The organism is Pseudomonas sp. NY15437, assembly GCF_048068435.1.
GTDB classification, from domain to species: Bacteria; Pseudomonadota; Gammaproteobacteria; order Pseudomonadales; family Pseudomonadaceae; genus Pseudomonas; species Pseudomonas nitroreducens_B.
Window position 1 is genome coordinate 25,513 of record NZ_JBLUQC010000021.1, and the last position, 21,152, is coordinate 46,664.

20 protein-coding genes are annotated in these 21,152 nt (G+C 66.8%); 4 read left to right on the forward strand and 16 right to left on the reverse strand.

Annotated features, from left to right (window positions below; translation table 11 throughout):
• Positions 1–21: 21 nt before the first annotated feature.
• Entirely contained in the window at positions 22–1,752 is a 1,731-nt protein-coding gene (locus ACNFIA_RS29675) for a C13 family peptidase (protein WP_416790656.1), read from the reverse strand.
• A gap of 90 nt (positions 1,753–1,842) precedes the next feature.
• The gene (locus ACNFIA_RS29680; protein WP_045217066.1) at positions 1,843–2,298 is read right to left on the reverse strand and encodes a MaoC family dehydratase; all 456 of its coding nucleotides are present in this window, start codon (positions 2,296–2,298) and stop codon (positions 1,843–1,845) included.
• Positions 2,299–2,477: 179 nt separating this feature from the next.
• Between ACNFIA_RS29680 and ACNFIA_RS29685 the strand changes: the two genes are divergently transcribed.
• From ACNFIA_RS29685 to ACNFIA_RS29695, 3 genes are read left to right on the forward strand one after another with little or no spacing between them, the layout of a single operon-like run.
• Positions 2,478–2,840, forward strand: coding sequence for a CidA/LrgA family protein (locus ACNFIA_RS29685; RefSeq protein ID WP_045217069.1), 363 nt, complete (start codon positions 2,478–2,480; stop codon positions 2,838–2,840).
• Positions 2,840–3,553, forward strand: coding sequence for an LrgB family protein (locus ACNFIA_RS29690; protein ID WP_259759198.1), 714 nt, complete (start codon positions 2,840–2,842; stop codon positions 3,551–3,553). The genes ACNFIA_RS29685 and ACNFIA_RS29690 overlap by 1 nt, the downstream gene beginning before the upstream one ends.
• Before the next feature lie 18 nt (positions 3,554–3,571).
• Complete coding sequence (locus ACNFIA_RS29695; protein WP_416790657.1) at positions 3,572–4,162, forward strand: LON peptidase substrate-binding domain-containing protein; 591 nt, start codon at positions 3,572–3,574, stop codon at positions 4,160–4,162.
• 357 nt (positions 4,163–4,519) lie between these two features.
• On the opposite strand, the gene prpF is transcribed toward ACNFIA_RS29695, so the two are convergent.
• From prpF to ACNFIA_RS29720, 5 genes are all read right to left on the reverse strand, one after another.
• A complete protein-coding gene (prpF, locus tag ACNFIA_RS29700; protein ID WP_416790659.1) occupies positions 4,520–5,707 on the reverse strand; it encodes a 2-methylaconitate cis-trans isomerase PrpF in 1,188 nt (395 codons plus the stop codon).
• 134 nt (positions 5,708–5,841) lie between these two features.
• On the reverse strand, positions 5,842–8,451 hold the full coding sequence (gene acnD / locus ACNFIA_RS29705; RefSeq protein WP_416790705.1) for a Fe/S-dependent 2-methylisocitrate dehydratase AcnD: 2,610 nt from the start codon (positions 8,449–8,451) through the stop codon (positions 5,842–5,844).
• On the reverse strand, positions 8,451–9,611 hold the full coding sequence (prpC, locus tag ACNFIA_RS29710; RefSeq protein WP_416790661.1) for a bifunctional 2-methylcitrate synthase/citrate synthase: 1,161 nt from the start codon (positions 9,609–9,611) through the stop codon (positions 8,451–8,453). The genes acnD and prpC overlap by 1 nt, the downstream gene beginning before the upstream one ends.
• Positions 9,612–9,806: 195 nt before the next feature.
• The gene (gene prpB, locus ACNFIA_RS29715; protein WP_416790662.1) at positions 9,807–10,694 is read right to left on the reverse strand and encodes a methylisocitrate lyase; all 888 of its coding nucleotides are present in this window, start codon (positions 10,692–10,694) and stop codon (positions 9,807–9,809) included.
• Positions 10,691–11,413, reverse strand: a complete 723-nt coding sequence (locus ACNFIA_RS29720) for a GntR family transcriptional regulator (RefSeq protein ID WP_416790664.1) — start codon at positions 11,411–11,413, stop codon at positions 10,691–10,693. The genes prpB and ACNFIA_RS29720 overlap by 4 nt, the downstream gene beginning before the upstream one ends.
• 229 nt (positions 11,414–11,642) lie before the next feature.
• Between ACNFIA_RS29720 and ACNFIA_RS29725 the strand changes: the two genes are divergently transcribed.
• Positions 11,643–12,254, forward strand: coding sequence for a class I SAM-dependent methyltransferase (locus ACNFIA_RS29725; RefSeq protein ID WP_416790665.1), 612 nt, complete (start codon positions 11,643–11,645; stop codon positions 12,252–12,254).
• Here ACNFIA_RS29725 and ACNFIA_RS29730 read toward each other — a convergent pair.
• The 9 genes from ACNFIA_RS29730 to ACNFIA_RS29770 form a co-directional block, all read right to left on the reverse strand.
• A complete protein-coding gene (locus tag ACNFIA_RS29730) occupies positions 12,233–12,490 on the reverse strand; it encodes a hypothetical protein (RefSeq protein WP_259759206.1) in 258 nt (85 codons plus the stop codon). The two genes, ACNFIA_RS29725 and ACNFIA_RS29730, sit on opposite strands and share 22 nt — an antisense overlap.
• Before the next feature lie 106 nt (positions 12,491–12,596).
• Positions 12,597–12,839, reverse strand: a complete 243-nt coding sequence (locus ACNFIA_RS29735) for a hypothetical protein (protein WP_259759207.1) — start codon at positions 12,837–12,839, stop codon at positions 12,597–12,599.
• Positions 12,840–13,046: 207 nt separating this feature from the next.
• Entirely contained in the window at positions 13,047–13,496 is a 450-nt protein-coding gene (locus tag ACNFIA_RS29740) for a hypothetical protein (RefSeq protein WP_416790666.1), read from the reverse strand.
• A 175-nt stretch (positions 13,497–13,671) separates the two neighbouring features.
• The gene (locus tag ACNFIA_RS29745; RefSeq protein ID WP_416790668.1) at positions 13,672–15,006 is read right to left on the reverse strand and encodes a sigma-54-dependent transcriptional regulator; all 1,335 of its coding nucleotides are present in this window, start codon (positions 15,004–15,006) and stop codon (positions 13,672–13,674) included.
• Positions 15,003–16,904, reverse strand: a complete 1,902-nt coding sequence (locus ACNFIA_RS29750) for a sensor histidine kinase (protein WP_416790707.1) — start codon at positions 16,902–16,904, stop codon at positions 15,003–15,005. Before ACNFIA_RS29750 ends, ACNFIA_RS29745 begins: the two co-directional genes overlap by 4 nt.
• Before the next feature lie 80 nt (positions 16,905–16,984).
• Positions 16,985–18,658, reverse strand: a complete 1,674-nt coding sequence (ggt, locus tag ACNFIA_RS29755; protein ID WP_416790669.1) for a gamma-glutamyltransferase — start codon at positions 18,656–18,658, stop codon at positions 16,985–16,987.
• Between the two features lie 93 nt (positions 18,659–18,751).
• Positions 18,752–19,486: an amino acid ABC transporter ATP-binding protein gene (locus ACNFIA_RS29760; protein ID WP_259759211.1), complete on the reverse strand. Its 735-nt coding sequence runs from the start codon at positions 19,484–19,486 to the stop codon at positions 18,752–18,754.
• A complete protein-coding gene (locus tag ACNFIA_RS29765) occupies positions 19,483–20,151 on the reverse strand; it encodes an amino acid ABC transporter permease (RefSeq protein WP_236200474.1) in 669 nt (222 codons plus the stop codon). The genes ACNFIA_RS29760 and ACNFIA_RS29765 overlap by 4 nt, the downstream gene beginning before the upstream one ends.
• Positions 20,148–20,894, reverse strand: coding sequence for an amino acid ABC transporter permease (locus ACNFIA_RS29770; RefSeq protein WP_259759213.1), 747 nt, complete (start codon positions 20,892–20,894; stop codon positions 20,148–20,150). The genes ACNFIA_RS29765 and ACNFIA_RS29770 overlap by 4 nt, the downstream gene beginning before the upstream one ends.
• Positions 20,895–21,152 lie beyond the last annotated feature (258 nt).

The following is a 21,152-nucleotide window of genomic DNA, read 5'->3' on the forward strand; positions in this document are numbered from 1 at the left end:
CCCTCTGACACATGTTCCAGCTTAGTTGTCGCCCTGTCGTTTTGCCTGCGCATCGCTGTCGCGCTGCGCCAATGTGCTGTGCGTCTGCTGCGCGCGCAGGGCCTGCCAGCGAGTAATGACCCCTGGCGGCGCCCAGAGTTGCGGCTCCGAGGGCTCGAATTGCTCCTCCTTCTCGCGCGCGGCCACGGTGGCGCTGGCCAGGGCGAACGCCTGCCGGAGGTCGTCGGTCTGCTGGAAGGCCTTGGCGAACAGCGCGTCGCCGAAGTAGGTGAAGTCGGCTTCCTCGGAACAGCCGAAGGACACCCGGTCGCTGCGCGCGGCGGTCATGATCAGGGTCTTGTCATCCTTGAGCGCGGGGATGAAACCGCCGCTGTAGCAGGCGGAAATCACCAGCACCTTGGTGCGGTCCTTGAGCGGGGCGAGCAGGTCGGCCAGTTCGCTGGCCGGCAGGTCGTCGAGCTTCAGGCCCGGCATATCCAGCACCAGTTGGTGGTCGTGGGAGCCGTGGCTGGTGAGGTAGATGAACACCAGGTCTTCCGGGCCGCTGCGCTGCGCGATGGTGCGCAGGGTGCGGGCGAGGGTTTCGCGGGTGGCCATGGGGCGGTCGGCGAGGTGGTCACGGTGGTTCACCAGGCGCACCACGCTGCGCGCGCCGAAGCGTTCGCCGAGCAGGTTGGCGACATAGTCGGCCTCGCGCAGGAACACGCTCTGCTTGCCGTCGCCACCCAGGCTGACACCGTACAGCTCGATGGCCGGGGTGGACGGCGGGATGGCGGCGAGCGCCTGATCGAGCAGCGCGCCCTGTTCCAGCAGGCCCACTTCCAGCGGATCGGGCACACGCTTGCCGGCGGCGTCCTGGCGCAACTGGCCGGCGCGCCAGATGCCTTTCTGCACGCTGCCATCGCGGCGGGTGAGGGTGCCTTCGCCGGCGTATTCGCCGCGGGCGAAACCGCCGGTGTAGGTCTGGCCGTCGGGCTTGCTCAGGGTGCCCTGGCCGTCGAAGCGCCAGAAGCGGAAGTCGCCCTTGTAGTGGCTGCCATCGCTGCCGATGAACTCGCCCGGCCCGCTCAGCGCGCCGGCCTTGAAGCGGCCCGACCAGACATCGCCATCGGCATTCTGGAAGCGCCCGTTGCCGTCGAACTGGTCGTTGCGGAACTCGCCGCTGTACTGATCGCCAGCGTCGTCGCGGAAGATGCCCTTGCCTTCGAGCACGCCGTTCTTGAACGAGCCGCTGTACTGGTTGCCCAGGCTGTCGCGGCGGGCGCCTTCGCCGTTGGCCTCGCCCTTGGCGAAATAGCCCTGGTGACGGGTGCCGTCGGCCTGTTCGAGGCTGCCGCTGCCCTCGTAGCGGCCCTTGCGGAAGCCGCCGCTGTAGGTGCTGCCGCCCTGGGAGAGCCGGCCTTCGCCGTCGAATTCGCCGCGCTTGAATTGACCTTCGTAGATGCTGCCGTCGGCATACTGCAGGCGGCCGCGGCCTTCGAACAGGCCGTCGCGGAACTCGCCTTCATAGCGTGTGCCGTTGCCGTCGCTCCAGGTGCCCTGGCCGCTCTGCAGGCCCTTGTCGAAGCCGCCCTCGTACCAGGCACCGTTGCTGTAATCCAGACGCCCCGGTCCCTGCAACTGGCCATTCACCACCTCGCCACGGTAGCGGGCGCCGTCGGGCAGGCGGGCGTCCGGGGGCGACAGCGGTTCGCCTTCGCCGCAGGCGGCAAGGAGCAGGGCGAGGCTCAAGGGCAGGAGGTGGCGTGGCATCGGGACTCTCGAATCAGCGGGACGCCGTTTGAGTGTGACGCAAAAAAGCCCGCGGACGCGGGCTTTTTTCTCAGCGCTGAGCAGGCGCGGTCAGACGAAGCACAGGCTCAGGGATTCGGCGATGTAGGCGGGCTTGGGCAGGCCTTCGATCTCCAGGGTGCAGCGGGCCTTGATCAGCCACTGGCCGGGGTTCTTCTCGGTGATGTCGGTGATGGTCACCTGCAGGCGCACGCGCGAGTCCACCGGCACCGGCTGGATGAAGCGCACGCTGTCCAGGCCGTAGTTGACCACCATCTTGGGGTTCTCCGGCAGGACCAGCAGGCCCTCGCAGAGCTTGGGGATCAGCGACAGCGAGAGGAAGCCGTGGGCGATGGTGCCGCCGAAGGGCGTCTTCTTCGCCTTCTCCGGGTCGACGTGGATGAACTGGTGGTCCTCGGTGCACTCGGCGAACTGGTTGATGCGCTGTTGATCGACGGTGATCCACTGCGAATGCCCCAGGTCCTTGCCGATGTAGTCCTTCAGTGCGCTTACGGGTACGAATGCCATGTTTCCTCCGGGGATATCGTTGTTCTTCTAGTGCGGCCTGCGTAACGGTCCGTCAACAGATCAGCATGGGGGCCGCGGCCGGTCAAGCCGCAGCGGCATTCATGCTTTGGGCGAATGCCGAGCCATAGCGGGCGCCGGGCGGGCATAATGGCGGCTCCTTGCGCTGGAGATGTTCCCTGATGCTGTTACGCGGACTGACCTGGCTGGTGCTGTTCCAACTGCTCGGCACGGGCCTGAATGCTCTCATCCTGCACATGATTCCCGGCCCCATCATTGGGCTGGTGCTGCTGTTCGCTTTCCTGGTGTGGAACGGCGAGGTGAGCAAACCGGTGAACGAGGCGGCCGCTTCGCTGTTGCGCTACCTGCCGTTGCTGCTGGTGCCGGCGGCGGTGGGCGTGATGGCCTACGCGAAGCAGATCGCCGCGGACTTCTGGGCCATTGCTGGCGCCCTGGCGCTGTCGCTGCTGGTGTCCTTCGTGTTCGCCGGCTGGCTGATGCAGAAGCTCATCGACCGCCAGCGCAAGCAGAAGGAGGGCGCGTGATGTTCGACTGGCAAGGCGCGTTGAACGCCGTCATCCACCATCCGCTGTTCTGCGTCGGCGTCACCCTGGGCGCCTACCAGCTGGCCCTGGCCGCCTACGAGCGCACGCGCTGGGTGTTCCTGCAGCCGGTGCTGGTGTCGATGCTGATCGTCATCGCGGTGCTGCTGGCCTGCGGCATCGATTACGCCGAATACAGCAACAGCGCCAAGGTGCTGACCATCCTCCTCGGCCCCGCCACCGTGGCGCTGGCGGTGCCGCTGTTCCTCAACCTCAAGCGCATCCGCCAGCTGTTCTGGCCGACGCTGATCACCCTGCTGCTCGGCGGGCTGTTCGCCACCGGGCTGGGCATCGGCCTGGGCTGGCTGTTCGGCGTCGACCACGAACTGCTGATGAGCCTGGCGCCCAAGTCGGTGACCTCGCCGATTGCCATGCTGGTGGCCAGCCAGATCGGCGGCGTGGCGGCGCTGGCGGCGGTGTTCGTGCTGATCACCGGCGTGCTCGGCGCCATCCTCGGCCCGGAACTGCTGCGCCGCTTCGGCGTGCATCACCCGGCAGCCCAAGGCATGGCGTTGGGCATGACCGCCCACGCCGTGGGCACCTCCCGCGCCCTGCAGGAGGGCGAGGAGTGCGGCGCCTTCGCCGCCCTGGCCATGAGCCTGATGGGCGTGGCCACCGCTGTGCTGCTACCGTTGGCGGTAGCATTGCTCTCGTAACGAGATGACGGAGTGTCCATGAGTTTTCCGCTGTTCCCCCTCAACACCGTGCTGTTTCCGGGCTGCCGCCTCGACCTGCAGATCTTCGAGGCGCGCTACCTGGACATGATCGGCCGCTGCATGAAGCAGAACGGCGGGTTCGGCGTGGTGGCCATCGTCGAGGGCGAGGAAGTCGGCGATGCGCCGGAGCGCTACAGCCTGGTCGGCTGCGAGGCGCACATCCGCGACTGGCAGCAGCGGCCCAACGGCTTGCTGGGCATCCGTGTGGAGGGCGGGCGGCGCTTCCGCGTGCTCTCGGCCAACGTGCAGCCGGACCAGTTGACCGTGGCCGAGGTGCAATGGCTGGACGAGCAGCCCGACCAGCCGCTGACCAAGGAGCACGACGACCTCGCCGCGCTGCTGGAGGCGCTGTCGATGCACCCGATGGTGTCTGCGCTGGAGATGGGCGGGGAGGTCAACGGCCAGCAGGCACTGGCCTGCCAGCTTGCCTACCTGCTGCCCTTCGAGCGCGACCAGAAACAGGTACTGCTGGAGATGGACGACCCCACCGTGCGCCTGGCGCGCATCCAGGTGCTGCTGGAGCAGTTGCAGGGCGATTTCGTCGCCTGAGGCCGGATCTGCATCGGGGCTTTCGTAGGAGCGGACCTTGTCCGTGAATCGTTCAGCACGCGCCGGTGTTCGCGGAGAAGCTCCGCTCCTACGAGAGCAAAAGCGTGTCGATCGTGCCTACAGGGATACATCGGCGCGCTGGTTGGCCCTCACCCCGGCCCTCTCCCAAGGGGAGAGGGAGTCCGCGCCGGTTGGACCGAGTCTCCAGGCTGCGTCGTGTTCTTTGCCTGCTCCGAACGGCCCCCTCTCCCTCTGGGAGAGGGTTGGGGTGAGGGGAAGGCCCAGGCACGATCCCCCATGAAAAAACGACAAGGCCCGCATATGCGGGCCTTGTGCTTTCAACGGTAGAGTCTCAGATCAGAACGAATCGCCCGGCACCCGCACCCAGCCTTCCATGAGGATGCGCGAGCTGCGGCTCATGATGGCCTTGGTCACGGCCCATTCGCCGTTCACCTGCTTCGCCTCGGCGCCTACGCGCAGGGTGCCGGAGGGATGGCCGAAGCGCACGGCGCTGCGTTCGCCACCGCCGGCGGCGAGGTTCACCAGGGTGCCGGGGATGGCGGCCGCGGTGCCGATGGCCACGGCGGCGGTGCCCATCATGGCGTGGTGCAACTTGCCCATGGACAGCGCGCGCACCAGCAGGTCGACGTCGCCGGCTTTCACCTGCTTGCCGCTGGAGGTGACGTAGTCCTTGGCCGGCGCGACGAAGGCGATCTTCGGCGTGTGCTGGCGGGTCGCGGCTTCTTCCGGGGTCTTGATCAGGCCCATGCGCAGGGCGCCGGCGATGCGGAATTTCTCGAAGCGCGCCAATTGCTCGGGGTCGCCATTGATGGCTTCGCGCAGCTCGGCGCCGGTGTAGCCGATGTCCTGGGCGTTGACGAAGATGGTCGGGATGCCGGCGGTGATCATGGTCGCCTTGAAGGTGCCGATGCCGGGAACTTCCAGGTCGTCCACCAGGTTGCCGGTGGGGAACATGGCGCCGCCGTCCTCGCCGTCGTCGGACGGGTCGAGGAACTCCAGCACGATCTCGGCGGCGGGGAAGGTCACGCCGTCCAGCTCGAAGTCGCCGGTCTCCTGCACCTGGCCGTTGGTGATCGGCACGTGGGCGATGATGGTCTTCTGGATGTTCGCCTGCCAGATGCGCACCACGCAGGTGCCGTTGTCGGGGATGCGCGACGGATCGACGAGACCGGCGTGGATGGCGAAGGAGCCGGCGGCAGTGGAGAGGTTGCCGCAGTTGCCGCTCCAGTCGACGAAGGCCTTGTCGATGGAGATCTGCCCGTAGAGGTAGTCGACGTCGTGGTCCGGCTGGGTGCTTTTCGACAGGATCACGCACTTGCTGGTGCTGGAGGTGGCGCCGCCCATGCCGTCGATGTGCGCGCTGTACGGGTCGGGGCTGCCGATCACGCGCATGAACAGCTGGTCGCGCGCTTCGCCCGGCACCTGGCAGCGCTCGGGCAGGTCCTGCAGGCGGAAGAACACGCCCTTGCTGGTGCCGCCGCGGATGTAGGTGGCGGGGATCTTCACTTGGGGTACGTGGGGCATGGGGTACGTCCTGACAGATCAGTTGTAGGAGCGGGCCATGCCCGCGACATCCCCGCGCGGAGGCTGGTCGCGGGCATGGCCCGCTCCTACAGGGTTCGATCCGACCTGCCGCATGGCAGGCCGGAGCCGTTACATCACGCCACGGACGACTCGAGGAAGTCCTTGGCAAAGCGCTGCAGCACGCCGCCGGCGTTGTACACCTTCACTTCGGCGGCGGTGTCCAGGCGGCAGGTGACCGGGACTTCGACCACGTCACCGTTGCGGCGATTGACCACCAGGGTCAGGTCGCTGCGCGGCGAGATGTCGCCCTTGATGTCGTAGGTCTCGGTGCCGTCCAGGCCCAGGGTGAGGCGCGTGGTGCCCGGCTTGAACTCCACCGGCAGCACGCCCATGCCCACCAGGTTGGTGCGGTGGATGCGCTCGAAGCCTTCGGCCACGATCACTTCCACGCCCGCCAGGCGAACGCCCTTGGCCGCCCAGTCGCGGGACGAGCCCTGGCCGTAGTCGGCGCCGGCGACGATGATCAGGTTCTGCTTGCGGTTCATGTAGGTTTCGATGGCTTCCCACATGCGCATCACCTTGCCTTCCGGCTCGACGCGGGCGAGCGAGCCCTTCTTCACTTCCCCGTTCACCACGGCCATTTCGTTGACCAGCTGCGGGTTGGCAAAGGTGGCGCGCTGGGCGGTCAGGTGGTCGCCGCGGTGGGTGGCGTAGGAGTTGAAGTCCTCCTCCGGCAGGCCCATCTTCGCCAGGTATTCACCGGCGGCCGAGTCCGCCAGGATGGCATTGGACGGCGACAGGTGATCGGTGGTGATGTTGTCCGGCAGGATCGCCAGCGGACGCATGCCCTTGAGCGTGCGCTCGCCGGCCAGCGCGCCTTCCCAGTACGGTGGGCGGCGGATGTAGGTGGACATCGGGCGCCAGTCGTACAGCGGGCTTTCGGCTTCCTGCACGCTGCCCAGGTCGAACATCGGGATGTAGACCTGCTTGAACTGCTCGGGCTTGACGCTGGAAGCGACGATGGCGTCGATCTCTTCGTCGGACGGCCAGAGGTCCTTCAGGGTGACCGGGTTGCCGTGCTGGTCGGTGCCCAGCGGGTCCTGCTCGATGTCGAAGCGCACGGTGCCGGCGATGGCGTAGGCGACCACCAGCGGCGGCGAGGCGAGGAAGGCCTGCTTGGCGTAGGGATGGATGCGGCCGTCGAAGTTGCGGTTGCCCGAGAGCACGGCGGTGGCGTACAGGTCGCGGTCGATGATCTCCTTCTGGATCGCCGGGTCCAGCGCGCCGGACATGCCGTTGCAGGTGGTGCAGGCATAGGCGACGATGCCGAAGCCGAGCTTCTCCAGCTCCGGCAGCAGGCCGGCTTCTTCCAGGTACAGCTTGGCGACCTTCGAGCCCGGCGCGAAGGAGGTCTTCACCCACGGCTTGCGGACCATGCCCAGCGCGTTGGCCTTCTTCGCCACCAGGCCGGCGGCGATGACGTTGCGCGGGTTGGAGGTGTTGGTGCAGCTGGTGATGGCGGCGATGATCACCGCGCCGTCGGGCATCAGGCCCTGGGCTTCTTCACCCTTGCCGGCTGCAAGCTTGGCTTCGTCGGCGATGCCGCGCTCGGCCAGCGCCGAGGTCGGCAGGCGGCGGTGCGGGTTGGACGGGCCGGCCATGTTGCGCACGACGCTGCCCAGGTCGAACTCGAGCACGCGCTCGTACTCGGCGGTTTCCAGCGCGGTGCTCCACAGGCCGAGGGTCTTGGCGTAGGTCTCCACCAGCGCCACCTGCTCGGGCTCGCGGCCGGTGAGCTTGAGGTAATCGATGGTCTGGCCGTCGATGTAGAACATCGAGGCGGTGGCGCCGTATTCCGGGCACATGTTGGAGATGGTCGCGCGGTCGCCGATGGACAGGCTGTCCGCGCCCTCGCCGAAGAACTCGACGTAGGCGCCGACCACGCGCTCCTTGCGCAGGAACTCGGTGATCGCCAGGACGATGTCGGTGGCGGTGATGCCCGGCTTGCGCTGGCCGGTGAGCTTCACGCCGACGATGTCGGGCAGGCGCATCATCGACGGGTGGCCCAGCATCACGGTCTCGGCTTCGAGGCCGCCGACGCCGATGGCGATCACGCCCAGGGCATCCACGTGCGGGGTGTGCGAGTCGGTGCCGACGCAGGTGTCGGGGAAGGCCACGCCGCCGCGCGCCTGGATCACCGGGCTCATTTTCTCCAGGTTGATCTGGTGCATGATGCCGTTGCCGGCCGGGATCACGTCGACGTTCTTGAACGCGGTTTTCGTCCAGTCGATGAAGTGGAAGCGATCCTCGTTGCGGCGGTCCTCGATGGCGCGGTTCTTCTCGAACGCATCCGGGTCGAAGCCCGCGGCTTCCACGGCCAGCGAGTGGTCGACGATCAGCTGGGTCGGCACCACCGGATTGACCTTGGACGGGTCGCCGCCTTTCTCGGCGATGGCGTCACGCAGGCCGGCGAGGTCGACCAGCGCGGTCTGGCCGAGGATGTCGTGGCAGACCACGCGCGCCGGGTACCAGGGGAAGTCCAGGTCGCGCTTGCGGTAGACCAGCTGCTCCAGGGAGGAGGTCAGGTCCTCGGGCTCGCAGCGGCGCACCAGCTGTTCGGCCAGCACGCGGGAGGTGTAGGGCAGTTTGTCCCAGGCGCCGGCCTGGATCGCATCGACCGCCTCGCGGGCGTCGAAGTAATCCAGCGCGGTGCCGGGCAGGCGTTTGCGGAATTGAGTGTTCATCATTTGCGGTCCTTGAGCGGCACGAACTTGAGGTCTTCGGGACCTGTGTAGTTGGCGCTCGGGCGGATGATCTTGCCGTCGATGCGCTGCTCGATGACGTGGGCGGACCAGCCGGCGGTGCGGGCGATGACGAACAGCGGGGTGAACATCGCGGTGGGCACGCCCATCATGTGGTAGCTGACGGCGCTGAACCAGTCGAGGTTGGGGAACATCTTCTTGATTTCCCACATCACGCTTTCCAGGCGCTCGGCGATGTCATACATCTTGGTGTTGGACTGCTCGTTCGACAGCTGCTGGGCGACTTCCTTGATCACCTTGTTGCGCGGGTCGGACACGGTGTAGACCGGGTGGCCGAAGCCGATCACGACTTCCTTCTTCTCGACGCGGGCACGGATGTCGGCCTCGGCTTCGTCCGGGTTGTCGTAGCGCTTCTGGATCTCGAAGGCCACCTCGTTGGCGCCGCCGTGTTTCGGGCCGCGCAGCGCGCCGATGGCGCCGGCGATGCAGGAGTACATGTCCGAGCCGGTGCCGGCGATCACGCGGGAGGTGAAGGTGGAGGCGTTGAACTCGTGCTCGGCGTACAGGTTGAGCGAGGTGTGCATGGCGCGCACCCAGGACTCGCGAGGCTTCTCGCCGTGCAGCAGGTGCAGGAAGTGGCCGCCGATGGAGTCGTCGTCGGTCTCGACGTCGATGCGCTTGCCGTTGTGGCTGAAGTGGTACCAGTAGAGCAGCGCCGAACCCAGCGAAGCCATCAGCTTGTCGGCGATGTCGCGGGCGCCCGGATGGTTGTGGTCGTCCTTCTCCGGCGACAGGCAGCCGAGCACGGACACGGCGGTGCGCATCACGTCCATCGGGTGGGCCGAGGGCGGCAGGGTTTCCAGGGCGGCTTTCACGCCGGCCGGCAGGCCGCGCAGGGCTTTGAGCTTGGCCTTGTAGCCGGCCAGTTCGGCGACGTTGGGCAGCTTGCCGTGGACCAGCAGGTGGGCGATTTCCTCGAATTCGCAGCGGTTGGCGAAGTCCAGGACGTCATAGCCACGGTAGTGCAGGTCGTTGCCGGTGCGGCCGACGGTGCACAGGGCGGTGTTGCCAGCGGCGGTGCCACTCAGGGCCACGGATTTCTTCGGCTTGAAGCCGGTGGTGGTTTCTGCGGTAGCGCTCATCGCGTGTCTCCTCATCAAATCCGGTTGCTTGTTCTTGTCCCCCGGCGTAGCCGAGGTTTCGGTTCGAATCTGGTTGGCCGGCTCCAGCGCGGGTAGCCGGCCCTGGCGTAGGGCGAATAACGCGAAGTGTTATCCGCCGTCACAGCCGATGGTGGATAACGCCTGGGGCGTTATCCACCCTACATAAGTTCAGGCTCACTTCTTGCCGGCGGCGAACAGCGCGTCGAGCTTCTGCTCGAAGGCGTGGTAGCCGATGCGGTCGTACAGCTCGGCACGGGTCTGCATCAGGTCGATCACGTTCTGCTGGTGACCTTCCTGGCGGATCGCGGTGTACACCGCTTCGGCGGCCTTGTTGGCGGCGCGGAAGGCGGACAGCGGATACAGCTGGATGGCCACGCCGACCGAGGCCAGCTCGTCGCGGGTGAACAGCGGGGTGGCGCCGAACTCGGTGATGTTGGCCAGGATCGGCACGTTCAGCGCCTCGACGAAGCGCTTGTAGGTCGGCAGGTCGTAGGCAGCTTCGGCGAAGATCGCATCGGCGCCGGCCTCGACGTAGCGCAGGCAGCGCTCGATGGCGGCGTCCACGCCCTCGGCCTGGATGGCGTCGGTGCGGGCGATGAGGAAGAAGTTCGGGTCGGTCTTGGCGTCGGCGGCGGCTTTCACGCGGTCAGCCATTTCGTCCACGGAGACGATTTCCTTGCCCGGACGGTGGCCGCAGCGCTTGGCGCCCACCTGGTCCTCGATGTGGGCGGCGGCGGCGCCGGCCTTGATCAGGCTCTTCACGGTGCGCTCGATGTTGAAGGCGCTGGGGCCGAAGCCGGTGTCGATGTCCACCAGCAGCGGCAGGTCGCAGACGTCGGTGATGCGGCGCACGTCGGTGAGCACGTCATCCAGGGTGTTGATGCCTAAGTCCGGCAGGCCGAGGGAACCTGCCGCCACGCCGCCACCGGACAGGTAGATGGCCTTGAAGCCGGCGCGCTTGGCCAGCAGGGCGTGGTTGGCGTTGATCGCGCCGATCACCTGCAGCGGCTTTTCTTCGGTAAGGGCTTCGCGGAAACGTTGGCCGGCGGTCTTGTAGCTCATTGTTCACCTCGTTCGTTGGCTGTCTTGGCTTGGGCGTCCAGGTAGTGGCGCTCCATATTGCGTTTCGAGGCGCCGATGTGACGGCGCATCAGCAACTCGGCCAGTTCGCCGTCACGATCGGCGATGGCATCGAGAATCCGGTGGTGCTCGGAGAAAGCCTGGCGCGGACGGTTGGGCGTCGCCGAGAACTGCAGGCGGTACATGCGCACGAGCTGGTACAGCTCGCCGCAGAGCATGCGGGTGAGGGTGCGGTTGCCGCTGCCCTGGATGATCCGGTAGTGGAAGTCGTAGTCGCCTTCCTGCTGGTAGTAGCCACGCCCGGCCTGGAACGCCTCGTCGCGCTCGTGGGTGTCGAGTACCCGGCGCAGCTCGTCGATTTCCGCCGGGCTCATGCGTTCGGCGGCCAGGCGGCAGGCCATGCCCTCGAGGGATTCGCGGATCTCGTAAAGCTCCAGCAGCTCCTCGTGGCTCAGCGAAACCACCCGTGCGCCGACGTGCGGCACGCGCACCAGCAGCTTCTGGCCTTCCAGGCGGTGGATCGCCTCGCGCAGCGGGCCCCGGCTGATGCCGTAGGTACGCGCCAGTTCCGGCTCGGAAATCTTGCTGCCGGGGGCGATTTCGCCCTTGACGATGGCCGACTGGATCTTGCGGAACACGTGTTCCGACAGGGTCTCGCCGTCGTCGCTGGCAGGGGTGGGCAGAATCAGGCTATCGCTCATGGTGTCGACAATCTTCTTGGTGTGCGGCGAAAGCTACCCCTGGAAAAGCCTTCGGTCAATCAAGATTTGATGAATTGTCGACAATCGTCTAATGGGGCAGGGTGATTATGCCCAGGTGGGCGGTTGGCCCGGCATCGCAGTGCGCGAGAATGGCGGGTATCCCCTCGTCGGCCGCCGTGCCCAAGCTGCGTCGGCCCGCTAGGATCGGCTGAATCGAGGGAGAACGCCCATGCAACTCTATGACCGTTATGTGCTGCCCCACCTGATCGACTTCGCCTGCGGCATGGGCGACGTGATGAAGCAGCGCTCGCTGCTGGTGCCCCGCGCGCGCGGGCGGGTGCTGGAGATCGGCATGGGCACCGGGCTGAACCTGTCGTTCTACGATCCGGCGAAAGTGTCGACAATCGTTGGCGTCGACCCGGCGGCACAGATGCAGACGCTCGCCCGCAAGCGCGCCGCGGCCATCGGTATTCCGGTGGACATGGTGGCGCTGGAGCTGGGGCAGATCCGCGCCGAGGCCGGCAGCTTCGACAGCATCGTCTGCACCTTCACCCTGTGCAGCATCCCCGATGCCGTGGCGGCGCTGAAGGAGATGCGCCGGGTGCTCAAGCCCGGCGGCGAACTGCTGTTCTGCGAACACGGCCTGGCGCCGGATGCCGGCGTGCGCGCGTGGCAGCGGCGGCTCACGCCGGTATGGAAGCCGCTGGCGGGCGGCTGCCACCTGGACCGCGACATGCCGGCGTTGATCGAATCCGGCGGTTTCCACCTGCGCGAACTGATCCAGGACTACCTGCCGGGGCCGCGGCCGATGACCTACGTCTACCGCGGCATGGCCGACTGACGGGCGGCGGGGCGCTCGAGCACCTCGATACTGAGGATGTAGGCGCTGCGCACGTACAGGTCTTCGGGGGTGTCCAGCAGCCCCATGTCGGATTGGCAGTCGTTGATGCGGACCACGAAAGGTGCCGCGCCGGCACAGAGCGCGCGGTAGTCCCCCTGGCTGATTGAGCCATGGAGTACGGAGGATTCGCGATCATGGGCGCGAACCACCACTTCGACCTTCAGTTGTTCGTTCATTGCCACGTCTCCCGACGGAGGATATTGGGGGGGCGAACCATAGCGCCTACCCCGCGCGGTCTCTGTCAGGTTCTTCTGATTAGCCCGTGGGACTCTGCCACGTGCGTCAGGCCACCCGCTCGGCCGGCGTGACGTTGAGGATGTGCGAGCCGCTGAGGAACAGGTCCTGCACCGGGCCGGTGGGGCAATGGCGGCTCTGGCAATCGCCCAGGCGTACCTCGAAGGGTGCATGGCCGTCGCGCAGGGCAAGGTAATCCGCGCGGCTGATGCGGCCGTGGAGAATGCGTTGCGGGCGATAGGGAGACCAGGTCTCCACATCGACCCAGAGCGTGTCGGGAGTGTGGTTCATGGCGGCGGTCCGGCCGTTTGAAAAGGGGCGAGTACTCTAGACAGCGGAACCGCGGCGAATTCATCGGAGCCTTCCCACATATTTGTAGGAATTTATGTGGTGCTGACCGGCGGTAGCGGTGGGGCGAGGGGACGAAACGGTTGGGCGGCGCGGTACGCGCGGTCGCGGGCATGGCCCGCTCCTGCAGGGGCGGGCGCTATCGCGGGCTCAGAGCTGGATGTCGTCGCGGATCAGCACGCAGGTGCAGCCGTCTTCGTCTTCGCGCCAGTCGTGGAGGAAGTACATCTGGATCTTGCCGCCATCCATCACCGCCAGGTAGTCGCCCACTTCCGGAACGAAGAAGCCGGCGCTGCCCGGCTCGGCTTCACATTCGATGCGTGCGCTGAAGAACAGCGCCGGGTCGGCGTCGTCGAAGAAGTCCTCGCGCTCGGCGGCGTCCCATTCGACGGGGGCTTCGAAAGGGCCGAGGAAGAGCACCCTGGCGTCGCCCATATCCAGTTCTTCGGCGTCCGGGTCGTTGTCGTCCGGGCGGTAGACGGTGGCGTCCAGCGCACGGCTGTCGGCGAGGATGGCCTGGCGCGCGGCCATGCGCTGCTGCGGGTCGACGCCGGCGTCGGCGCAGAGCTGGTTCCAGAGGGTTTCGGCTTGGGTGGACATGTTGGCTCCCGCTCGTGCGGCCGGTTCAAAGGTCGATAGTGTCCGGGACACTTCGTGCCAGATCAATGGGCGGGTGGCGTTGCCTTGTAGGAGCGAGCTTGCTCGCGAACCCGCCTGACGCCATGTATCTCCGGTCAAAAAGCGTTCGCGAGCAAGCTCGCTCCTACAGATGGAATCAATCGCTCTTCAGGCCGTATTTCTTCACCTTGTCGAACAGCGTCGTCTTGGCCATGCCCAGGGCTGCCGCGGCCTGGCTGAGGTTGCCGGCGTGGCGCTCCAGGGCGGTGGACAGCAGGCTTTTCTCGAAGGCTTCCACCGCCTCGGCGAAGCGCGGCTCGCCGGCGTCCGGGCCGAGGTTGCCGCCGGCCAGCACCGGCAGGCCGAGGGCGAAGCGTTCGGCGACGTTGCGCAGCTCGCGCACGTTGCCCGGCCAGTCGTGGGCCATCAGCGTCGCGGCGGTGGCGTTGTCGATGGGCGGCGCCGGGCGGTCGAAGCGCAGCGAGGACTGCTGCAGGAAGTGCTCGAAGAGCATGAGGATGTCTTCGCGGCGCTCGCGCAGTGGCGGCAGGTTGAGGGTGATGACGTTGAGGCGGTAGTACAGGTCGCTGCGGAACGTGCCCTCGCGGCCCATGGCGGCGAGGTCGGACTTGGTCGCGGCGATCACCCGGCAGTCCACGCGGATCAGGTCGTTGGAGCCCAGGCGTTCCAGCTGCTGTTCCTGCAGCACGCGCAGCAGCTTGATCTGCAGGTTCAGCGGCATGCTCTCGATTTCGTCGAGGAACAGGCTGCCGCCGTCGGCGTGTTCGATCTTGCCGATCCGCCGCTTGCCGGCGCCGGTGAAGGCGTGGGCCTCGTGGCCGAAGATTTCGCTGTCGATCAGGCTTTCCGGCAGGCCGCCGCAGTTGAGCGCGACGAAGGGCTTGGGCTGGCGCCGGCTGTAGTCGTGCAGGCAGCGCGCGACCAGCTCCTTGCCGGTGCCGGTCTCGCCTTCGATGAGCACGTTGGCGGAGGTGTCGGCGACGTTGGCGATCAGCTCGCGCAGCGCCTGCATGGCCGGCGAGCGGCCGATCAGCCGGCTCTCCAGGGCCTGCCTGCCGGCGAGCTGGCGGCGCAGCTGGCTGACTTCGCGGGTCAGGGCGCGCTGGGCGAGGGCACGGCGCGCGGTGTCCACCAGCTTCTCGGGGGAGAAGGGTTTTTCCATGAAGTCGTAGGCGCCGTCGCGCATGGCCTTGACCGCCATGGCGATGTCGCCGTGGCCGGTGATCAGCACCACTGGCAGGCTGGGGTCGAGCGCCTTGAGTTTCTCCAGCAGTTGCAGGCCGTCCATGCCGGGCATGCGGATGTCGCTGACGACGATGCCGGGGAAGTCGGCGCCGACCTTCTTCAGCGCTTCCTCGGCGCTGCCCACGCTGTCGGTCTCGATGTCTTCCAGGGCCAACGCCTGCTGGCAGCCGAGGCGTACATGGGGGTCGTCCTCGACGATCAGGACGCGCAGGGATGGGTCGCTCATGCGGGTGTCTCCATGGCGGGCAGCAGCGGCAGGTGCAGCTCGAAGGCGGTACCGCCGGCTTCCGGGTAGGCCACGCCGAGGCTGCCGCCGGCGGCGGTGGCGAGGCTGGCCGACAGGGTCAGGCCCAGGCCCAGGCCGAGTTCGCCGGGCTTGGTGGTGAAGAAAGGTTCGAACAGGTGCGCCCGCGCGTCCTGCGGGATGCCGGGGCCATTGTCGCGGACCACCAGGCGGTAGTGGCTGTCGTTCTCGACGCGGCCTTCCAGCCAGAGCTGGCGGTCGTCCTGCGGGCCCATGGCGTCGAGGGCGTTGGCGATCAGGTTGACCAGGATCTGCTCCAGGCGCGTCTGGTCGATGGCCAGCTGGGCGTCGGCAAAGTCGCGATGCAGGGTCACCGGCACGGCGGCCAGGCGCACTTGCAGCACCATCACCGCGGCGTCCACCGCCTTGCTCAGGGTCGCCTGGCCATGGTCGTCGGCGCGCCGGGCGAAGGCGCGCAGGCTGGCGGTGATGCGGCCCATGCGGTCGACCATTTCGGCGATGGCGTCGAGGTTGCTGCTGGCGACGTCCAGCTTGCCGCGTTCGAGGAAGCGCACGCTGTTGCTCGACAGGGTGCGCAGCGCCGCCAGCGGCTGGTTGAGTTCGTGGGCGATGCTGGTGGACATCTGCCCGATCACCGCCAGCTTGCCGGCCTGCACCAGGCGGTCCTGGGCCTTGCGCAGGGTATCCTCGGCCTGGCGGCGCTCGCGTATCTGCTCGCGCAGGTGCTGGTTGCTGGCGCGCAGGTCGGCGGTGCGCTCGGCGATGCGCCGCTCCAGGGCATTGTTGGCCTGCTCCAGCGCCTCGCGCGCGGCGAGGCGGGTGGCGATGACCTTGCGCCGTTCGTTCCAGGCGATCAGCAGGAAGGCGAACAGGGCGAAGCCGACGGCGGCGAGAACGCCGTGCATCAGCGCTTCGCGGCGCAGGTCGGCCAGCGGCGTGAGCAGGGTGAAGTTCCACGGCGTGTCGCTAAGGCGGCGCGTCTGCATCAGGTAGCTGAGCGGCTTGTGGCTGTCGGCTTGTCCTTCGCCGGCGGACGGCGGGAAGCTGATTTCCTCGACGTCATCGCCCAGTGGCTGGCGCGCCAGCGGCTGCCATTCGTTGAGCGCCCACCAGTAGTACTGCAGGCTGCGGGCGAGGCGTTCCTTGTCCTGGTCGCTGAGCGGGCGCACGGCCTTCAGGCGCAGGGTCGGGTCGCTGGAGAGGATGATGATGCCGTTCTCGTCGCTGACGAAGGCCTGCAGGCGCGCCTTTTCCCAGCGTTCCTCGAGGGATTCCATGCGCACCTTGACCACCGCCACGCCGACGATCTTGCCGCCGTGCACGAGGCCGTGGGCGAGGTAGTAGCCGGGCTCGCCGGTGGTGCTGCCGATGCCGTAGAAGCGGCCGGGGCGGCCGTTCACCGCCTCCTGGAAATAGGCACGGAAGGACAGGTCCTCGCCCAGGTAGCTGTCGGCGTCCTGCCAGTTGCTGGTGGCCTGTACCCGGCCGGAGGTGTCCAGCAGGTACACGGCGCGGCTGCCGGCGCGGCGGTTGAGGCCTTCCAGGTAATGGTTGACGCGGTCGCGGTGCAGCGGCGTCGGGTCCACCAGCAGGCGGCTGACGCTGCCTTCGAGCTCCAGCAGGCTGGGCAGGTAGGTGTAGCGGCTGATCTCGCTTTCCACGCCGCGGGCGTGCAGTTCGAGCTGGCGCTCGCCGCTCTCGATCAGGCTGCGGGTGCCGGCGCCTTCGCTGATCAGGTAGCCGCCGTAGCCGAAGCCGAGCGTCAGCAGGAGCAGCAGGAAGGGCAACAGGTAGTTGCGCACGAGGCGTGGCTTCACGGTGAGCGGCGGCGGCAATGGGCTGGAAGCGCATTGCAGCACAGTCGCCGGGGCCGAGCCAGCCCAGCGCCGGGGGGCGGCGATGGACTGGCTCGGGTACCACACGGTGCGCGTCCTCGGGCTTAGGGGGTAACCACCATGCCGACGCCGCGGCCACGCGGATCGGAGGCGGTCTCCAAGGCCTTGCCGTTCACACGGATGGCCTGGATGTCACCCATGTTCCAGCCCTGGTCTTCCAGGGTGTAGCCCATGGCCTTGAGCTCGTCGGCGACCTTGCCGGTGAGCGGTGCGTAAGCGTCGTAGTAGAGGGTGTCCTTGGGCAGCAACTGGTGGTGCACGCGCTGCGCGGCGACCGCCTTTTCCAGGGGCAGGTGGAAGTCGTAGACGTTGTTCAGCACCTGGAAGATCGAGGTGAAGATCCGCGAGCCGCCGGGGGTGCCGAGCACCAGGCTGACATGGCCGTCGCGGGTGACGATGCTCGGGCTCATGGAGGAGAGCATGCGCTTGCCCGGTTCGATGGCGTTGGCGTCGCTGCCGACGACCCCGAAGGCATTGGCCACGCCGGGCTTGGCGCTGAAGTCGTCCATCTCGTCGTTGAGCAGGAAGCCTGCGCCCTTGACCACCACGCCGCTGCCGAAGTCCCAGTTGAGGGTGTAGGTGTTGCTGACGGCGTTGCCGTCCTTGTCGACGATGGAGAAGTGCGTGGTCTGGTGCGTTTCCAGGCCCGGGCGGACTTTTTCGGTGGCCGAGATGGCGTCCGGGTTCACTTCCTTCGCGCGCTTGGCGATGTACTTCGGATCGGTCAGCTGGGCCACCGGCACCTTGGAGAACTGCGGGTCACCCAGGTAGTCGGCACGGTCGGCGAACACCCGCTTCTCGATCTCCGAGAGCAGGTGGATGTACTTGGCGGAGTTCAGTTCCACGCCCTTGAAATCGGCGGCGCGCTGTTCCTTGATGCCGATCAGCTGGGCCAGGGCGATGCCGCCGGAGCTGGGCAGCGGCGCGGTGTACAGGGTGTTGCCCTGCCAGTCGATGCGCATCGGTTCGCGCCACTTGGCCTCGTAGGTGCTCAGGTCGTCGGCCGTGATCAGGCCACCGTCCTGCTTCATCTGCGCCACCAGCAGCCTGGCGGTCTCGCCCTTGTAGAAGTCGTCCGGGCCCTTGTCGGCAATACGTTCAAGAGTCCTGGCCAGTTCCGGCTGCTTGAACACCTCGCCCGGCTTCATGGTGCCGAAGTAGTCGCCGAAGTTGGTCTTGCCATTGAACAGCGCGATGGCGTCCTGGCGGTACTGGTATTGCTGGTCGGCGACCTTGAAACCGCTCTGCGCGTAGCCGATGGCCGGGGTCAGCAGTTCGCTCCACTTCAGCTTGCCGAAGCGCTTGTGCGCTTCCCACAGGCCCATCACGGTGCCTGGCACGCCCGCGGCCTTGGCGCCGACCAGGCTGAGGTTCTCGATCACCTCGCCCTTGTCGTTCAGGTACATGGTCTTGGTCGCGGCCTTGGGGGCGATCTCGCGGTAGTCGAGGAAGTACGGCTTGCCCTCCACGTACAGGGTCATGAAGCCGCCGCCGCCGATGTTGCCGGCTTCGGGGTAGGTGACCGCGAGGGTGAAGGCGGTGGCGACCGCGGCGTCGACGGCGTTGCCGCCCTTCTTGAGGATGTCGGCGGCGACCTTCGCACCGTACTGGTCGGGGGAGGCGACCGCGCCGCCGTCAAGGGTGACGGCGAACACCGAAGAACTCGCCGCGAGGATCGCGACGCCCAGGGGCAGTTTGCTGAAGTGGAACACGCGCATGGGACTTCCTTATTTGTTCTTGTAGTTGCGGTGAGGTCGAAGTCCCCGGCGGGCCGGGGACTTCAGGTGGAACGCTGGAGCGGAGCGGTCGGATCAGTGCGGCAGGATCTTGGCGAGGAACTGCTGAGTGCGTTCGGCGCGGTTCTGCAGGTCGCCGAAGAATTCCTCCTTCGGGCAGTCCTCGACGATCTGTCCGCGGTCCATGAAGATCACCCGGTCGGCAACCTTGCGCGCAAAGCCCATCTCGTGGGTCACGCACATCATGGTCATGCCTTCCTGGGCGAGCTGGACCATCACGTCGAGCACCTCGTTGACCATCTCAGGGTCGAGCGCCGAGGTCGGCTCGTCGAACAGCATGACGATCGGGTCCATGGCCAGCGCGCGGGCAATGGCGACGCGCTGCTGCTGGCCGCCGGAGAGCTGGCCGGGGTGCTTGTGCGCATGGGCCTTGAGGCCGACGCGGTCGAGCAGCTTCATGCCCTTGTCCATCGCCTCTTCCTTGCTGCGGCCCAGCACCTTGCGCTGGGCGATGGTGAGGTTCTCGGTGATGGTCAGGTGCGGGAACAGCTCGAAGTGCTGGAACACCATGCCGACGCGCGAGCGCAGTTTCGGCAGGTCGGTCTTGGGGTTGGCGATGGAGGTGCCGTCGACGGTGATGTCGCCCTTCTGGAAGGGCTCCAGCGCGTTGACGCACTTGATCAGGGTCGATTTGCCCGAACCGGACGGCCCGCAGACCACCACCACTTCACCCTTGGCGACCCGGGTGTTGCAGTCGGTGAGAACCTGGAAGTCGCCGTACCACTTGCTGACGTTGTCGATGGAGATCATACGGTTAACCTTTTCTGCAGGCGCTTCACGCCGAGGGAGGCGGCGAAGCTGATGACGAAGTAGACGAGACCGGCGAAGATCAGGAACTCATGGGGCTGGCCGATGATGTCGCCGCGGGAGCGGGCGGCGTTGAGGAAGTCCATCAGGCCCACCGAGTACACCAGCGAGGTGTCCTGGAACAGGATGATGCTCTGCTGCAGCAGCAGCGGGGTCATCTTGCGGAACGCCTGGGGCAGGATGATCAGGCGCATGGACTGGCCATAGGTCATGCCCAGGGCGTAGGACGCGCCGATCTGCCCTTTGGGGATGGCCTGGATGCCGGCGCGGACGATCTCGCAGTAGTACGCCGCCTCGAACATCATGAAGGCCACCAGGCACGAGGTGAACGCGCCCACGGGGGTGTCCTGGCCGGTGATCCAGCGCAGGATGAACGGCACCGCGAAGTAGAACCAGGTGATCACCAGCAGCAGCGGGATCGAACGGAAGTAGTTCACGTAGAAGCCGGCGATGTTCGACAGCAGCTTGCTGTTGGACAGGCGCATCAGCGCCAGGATGGTGCCCAGCACCACACCGCCCAGCACGCCGAGGATCATCAGCTGCAGGGTGGTGAGCATGCCTTCCCAGAGGCCGGGGAGGGCGGGGACGATCTGACTGAAGTCCATCATTTACCTCCCACGGAGATCAGGCCCGGCACGGCGACTTTCTTCTCGACCATGCGCATGATCAGCATCAGGCTCATGTTCAGGGTGAAGTAGATCGCGGTGGCCAGGGTGAAGGCCTCGAACAGGTTGGCGCTGAATTCGGCGGTCTGCTTGGTCTGCGCCAGCAGCTCCATCAGGCCGATCAGCGAGGCCACCGAGGAGTTCTTGAAGACGTTGAGGAATTCCGAGGTCAGCGGCGGAATGATGATGCGGAACGCCTGCGGCAGCAGCACGTGACGGTAGATCGCCGGCAGGCGGAAGCCCACGGCGCTGGCGGCGGCGAGCTGGCCCTTGGGCAGCGCCTGGATGCCGGTGCGCACCTGTTCGCAGACCCGCGCGGCGGTGAACAGGCCCAGGCACACGACCACGCTGAGGAAGGCCGATGTTTCCGGGGCGATGCCCAGCTTGAACCAGTCCTGGAGCGGCTGCGGCAGGTAGTCCGGCACCAGGAAGTACCAGATGAACAGCTGCACCAGCAGCGGCACGTTGCGGAACAGCTCCACATACGCGGTGGCGATGCCCGACAACCAGCGGTTGGGCAGCGTGCGCATCACGCCCAGCAGCGAGCCGAGCGCCAGGGCGATGACCCAGGCCGCCAGCGACACGGCGATGGTCCAGCCCAGGCCGGTGATGTACCAGTCCAGGTAGCGTTCGTCGCCGATCCCGGTGGACTTGAAGAACACGCCCCAGTCCCAGTTGTAATCCATGACGGGTTTCCCCTCGGGTATGACATTTCACGGTGTTCGAGGCCGGACGCGGGCGTGAAGCGCCCCGCCACCCGCGGGTAGCGGGTGTTCCGGCATCGTCAGATTAGGAGTGTGGGTCGGGAGCGCGTGGCTGGCGCTCCCGATCCCCCGCGTGGCTGTGCCTTGTGAGCGCAGCCGCACGCGACCTACGGAGCTGGCCAGGATCTGCTGCGCATCGGCAGAGCGGCGTTGAAGACAGGTTCGGAGTGCTCATTAACA